Source organism: Nonomuraea deserti (genome assembly GCF_004348685.1).
Lineage (GTDB): Bacteria > Actinomycetota > Actinomycetes > Streptosporangiales > Streptosporangiaceae > Nonomuraea > Nonomuraea deserti.
The window spans coordinates 1-3,933 of the sequence record NZ_SMKO01000351.1 but is presented as its reverse complement, the minus strand read 5'-3'; the positions used below and the strand labels follow the sequence as shown (position 1 = coordinate 3,933).

Genomic DNA, 3,933 nt, shown 5'->3' with positions numbered 1-3,933 from the left:
GTCAGTGTGTATAAGAGACAGGGGTGCTGAGAAATCCGTATGTGAGGACCAACTGGCTCGCCTTTCGGTCATCCGGCCGCACCATGATGGAGTCGGGTGCTGCTCGCTCGGTGAAGACGGTTACCCCGTCTGCCTGTGCGTGTGCGGTGGAACCTGGAGACTTCACCGGGGGCCCGTCCTCATGCGGGGGCCCGGCCGACGCGACCGATCGGCTGATGGCGGGGTCTGCGTACTCCTGACACTATCAGTCGCTAACTTTGTCCTAACATTTCGCGGTAGATCCTCAGATAACTCGCCACCATTCGATCTGCGCTGAACCTTCGTTGCGCCTGCGCGCGGCAACTGGCGCGGTCGATCGTCGCGATGCGTGCCACCGCGGTGACCGCCTCGTCGAGGGTGTCCACCAGGAAACCCGTCACGCCCGGGTCCACGACTTCGGCCATGGATCCGCGCCGGTAGGCGACGACGGGAGTCCCGCAGGCCATCGCCTCGACCACCGACAGGCCGAAAGGTTCGTCGAACGCGATGGGATGCAGCAGCGCGGCGGCGCCGCCGAGGATCTGGCCACGCCGCTCCGGGCCGACCGAGCCGAGGAAGCTGACCTGTTCGCCGTCGACCTTCGGCACGATCTCTTCTTCGAAGTACCGCTCGTCCTGGACGATGCCGCAGATGGTCAGCGGCATCCCCGCCCGTCGGGCGATCTCGATGGCCCTGTGCGTTCCCTTGTCGGGATGAACGCGGCCGAACGCGGTCAGCCGCCGGCCGCCCACCGGGTCGAAGGGGAAAGCGTCCAGATCGATGCCGTGGTGCACGGTGGCGACGTAGTCCAGCTCCGGGGCGCGGTCCGCGTCCGAGATGGACACGTAGGCGGACCGGGCACGGACGTAGGCGGGCAGGATGCCCATGCCGGAGAATCCATGGACCGTGGTGAGCAAAGGGGCTCGGCAATGATCGGCGAAGGCCAGCGGCAGCCAGTCGAGATGGCTGTGGACGACGTCGAACTCGCCCGAACGGCTCAACGCGTGCGCGACGTGCATCGCCTCCCACACCCGCCCGTCGAGTGTTGGATCGTTGGCGTACCCGCGCGGGCACACACCGTCCAGTGCTCCGGAGGTGACGGAGTCCAGCGTGGCGAACAGCGTCACATCGACCCCGGCGGCGGAGAGCCCCTCGGCGAGCAGGCTCGTCACCTGCTCCCACGGGCCGTAGTGGCGCGGAGGCGTGCGCCAGGCGACCGGTCCCAGCAGCGCTATCCTCACGTGACGGAGGCTTCGCTCCGGCGTACGTCCGGCATCGGTGCCTTCTCTCCCCAGGGTGACGTTTCGCAAGAAGGTGCCGCGAGGATGCCCTCAATGGCCCGACAACAAGGTCACAGCGGCTGCATCCCATGCGTCACCTCCCTGCCTTGTCCAGCCGAGTCAACGCCACGGGGGGCCGGCCGGAAACAGCCGATGCCGCAAGCAGTCATCACCACAGCTGATGACCAGGCAGCAGCGTGACGGGCTCCTCGACGCCGTGTCGGGGGTGACCAACAGCGGCGGTGGATGGCCGGCGTTGGTCCATCGCAGTTGCCAGGTGACCCTCATCTGGGCCCTCAATGCGAGCCAGGATGACCGTGGCCAGAGGGACCTTCGTGATGACGGGGACGGGGCAGCGATGTCCCCCGGCCCTATCAGGACGGGTTCGCCACCGTGCAACACCCGTACCAGAGAGGAACATGAGTGTCCGTCCAGCGCGGGGAGGGGACCTCGCCACGCTTCCTGATCGGCGTCGCGGCCTTCGGGTCCGATCACCGCCACCCTTTGGCTGCCCTCGTCCGTTCGCAGGTCGATGGCGACCCGGTCGGCCAGGCGGGGCACCAGCAAGCGGCCGAGCCGAGCGAGGGCCTCCTCGGTGTCCAGGGTCTGCGCCAGCGTTGTGGCGATCTCCGTGACCAAGGCCAGCCGGCCGGTGAGATCTTCCAGGGCGGTCACATGCGCTGCGAGGCCGTCCGCTGCTTCCCGGTCGGTCGCGTCGCCGGTGAACAGCACGGTCATGCCGAGCACCTCGCCGTTTCTGGTCACAAGATCGCTGAACCAGGTGACCGGGATGAGATATCCGTCACCGCCCAGGAAGCTGTCCACCTCGCGGGCGCGGATGTGACGGGTGAGGGCCGTGAGCAGCGGCACGGCTCATCCGGAATGGTGGAGCATCGTCAGCGTGGCGGTGCAGCAGATCGCGAGAGTTCTGTCCCCGCCAGAACTCTGGCTGCGTCGCCCACCACCGAGCTTGACCATCGGAGGTGCTCCGGGCCACGCCGTCTCCTCCCGCGGTAGACGTACCGCTCCCAGCCGGAGACAGCCGGTGGACCTCGGTCAACTATCGGGGATGATCCCCGATGAGGAGCCGTTGTGCCCCGAGACGCGCTGGCTCGACATCACGCATGATCACGTGCGCAGTGCGATCTGTGCCATACCCTGTGTTGCAAGGCTGAGAATGCTTCTTCGATGTCTCGGAGGCAACAGCCATCATCAGAGAGCGAGACGCGACATGAGCAGTGCTCGCAGAATCGAAGGTCATGCCACAGGGGCCCCCTCCCAACCGAAAGAGGCCGACGAGCGGCCCGATCACGCGGCCAACGCGCAGTGGCTCAAGGACAACCCAGACGCCATGCCGCAAGTGGGCGCCGGCCGGTGGGTCGTGTACGACCGCGCCGGCCATCTGCGCGGCCACCTCACTGGTGACGGCCCGACCCGCGACACCCGCTTCAAAGCGATCAGCGCGACGCACGAAGGGTCGCCTCCTGACCACGCGCTGGGCTACGGCATCACCCTGCACGACGCCGGGGCTCACCTCCTCGACACCAGCGTGGGTGGTAGGCAGCCCGAGGACAAAACGGGTGACTGAGCCACAAGGGCAGCGATCTCCAGGCGGTTCGCAGCTCCCGACCGAGGTTGGAAGGCTATGGCCGCTTCGCGCATCGGCTTGACCCGGATCAGTAGCGGTGAGGTCTGATGTGCTCCTCGAACAGCAGACAGGCGCGGGTCGTCGCCGTAGGGGGAGCGCGGGTCGGGGTCGGCGCGTTCGTCCGGGCACGGCGGCAGCGTGCTCGGCGCCATCTACGCCACCCGCTACCTCGACGGAGCCGTCAGCTTCGGATTGCTGAACTCCGCCATCGGCATCGGCCTGGCCGCCGGGTCGATCACCGCCCTGCTCTTCCCGCCCGCCCGCGTGGACCTGGTGCTGTGCCTAGCGGCAATTCCTGAAGCGCTGCTCCTGACCGGCATGGCGGCCTCCGTCCCGCTGCTGAGCTTCCCCCTGTCGGGACACGCTTGACCGGATCGGCGCATGCAGCACCGCCCCTGATCAGGCCGCAGATCTACGACAGGACCCAAGACCAGTCGTCTCACGGGTCAAGCCCGAACCGAGACGGTACGACCCCGATCCTCACAGGGTCCTGTTACAAGGTACGCGCCCGCGGCACTGATCCGCCTGTTCGAACGCCTGCGCTGGGCCACCAACGTGCACTGGCACCCCGCCGACGGCCTCCAACACCGTCGCATGGTGGCCGGCAAACACACGCTGCGCACCACCATGCAGCACCCCGGCGGCTCCTCCCACTCCGGGCGGCCACTGCGGCGCACACTCGCTGATGGCCGCCGACCCGCCTCCGGGGCTCGGCCGTAAGGGACGATCACTGACTGAACGTCCCCGGTTGAGGGTCTGCTGAGGGAGCAGGAGCCGGTGGTCGTCAGGGGTGGAGTGGACGCTGCCCTGCTGCCAGAGGCGATGGGCCTGCCCGGCGTTCGCGCTCAGGTACTCCTCCTCTGGAGTGCCGGTCAGGACGCGCGGCTGCGGCGGGCGGGCTGTCGGGGCTGTCCGCCTTCGTTATCCCACCCGGCCAGGCCGAGCGCGTTCGCGGCAGTGTCGAGGTCGGCGGGGGCGGAGGTGGCG

General features: G+C 68.0%; 4 protein-coding genes. 2 read left to right on the top strand and 2 right to left on the bottom strand.

What is annotated here, in order from left to right; all coding sequences use genetic code 11:
• Window positions 1-251: 251 nt before the first annotated feature.
• Window positions 252-1,259: a glycosyltransferase family 4 protein gene (locus tag E1292_RS49665; protein ID WP_132606762.1), complete on the bottom strand. Its 1,008-nt coding sequence runs from the start codon at window positions 1,257-1,259 to the stop codon at window positions 252-254.
• A 159-nt stretch (window positions 1,260-1,418) separates the two neighbouring features.
• Window positions 1,419-2,168 (bottom strand): hypothetical protein, encoded by a 750-nt coding sequence (locus E1292_RS49660; RefSeq protein WP_132606761.1) that lies wholly within the window; start codon window positions 2,166-2,168, stop codon window positions 1,419-1,421.
• A gap of 199 nt (window positions 2,169-2,367) precedes the next feature.
• On the opposite strand from E1292_RS49660, the gene E1292_RS49655 reads away from it, so the two are divergent.
• Together E1292_RS49655 and E1292_RS49650 are read left to right on the top strand one after the other, a co-directional pair.
• Window positions 2,368-2,886, top strand: coding sequence for a hypothetical protein (locus E1292_RS49655; protein ID WP_132606760.1), 519 nt, complete (start codon window positions 2,368-2,370; stop codon window positions 2,884-2,886).
• Between the two features lie 198 nt (window positions 2,887-3,084).
• Window positions 3,085-3,315: a hypothetical protein gene (locus E1292_RS49650; protein WP_132606759.1), complete on the top strand. Its 231-nt coding sequence runs from the start codon at window positions 3,085-3,087 to the stop codon at window positions 3,313-3,315.
• The last annotated feature ends 618 nt before the right edge of the window (window positions 3,316-3,933 follow it).

What these genes read in the sequence shown, in the direction of transcription:
- E1292_RS49655 (WP_132606760.1), top strand. Translation starts at nt 2,368, where the DNA reads ATGATCCCCGATGAGGAGCCGTTGTGCCCCGAGACGCGCTGGCTCGAC.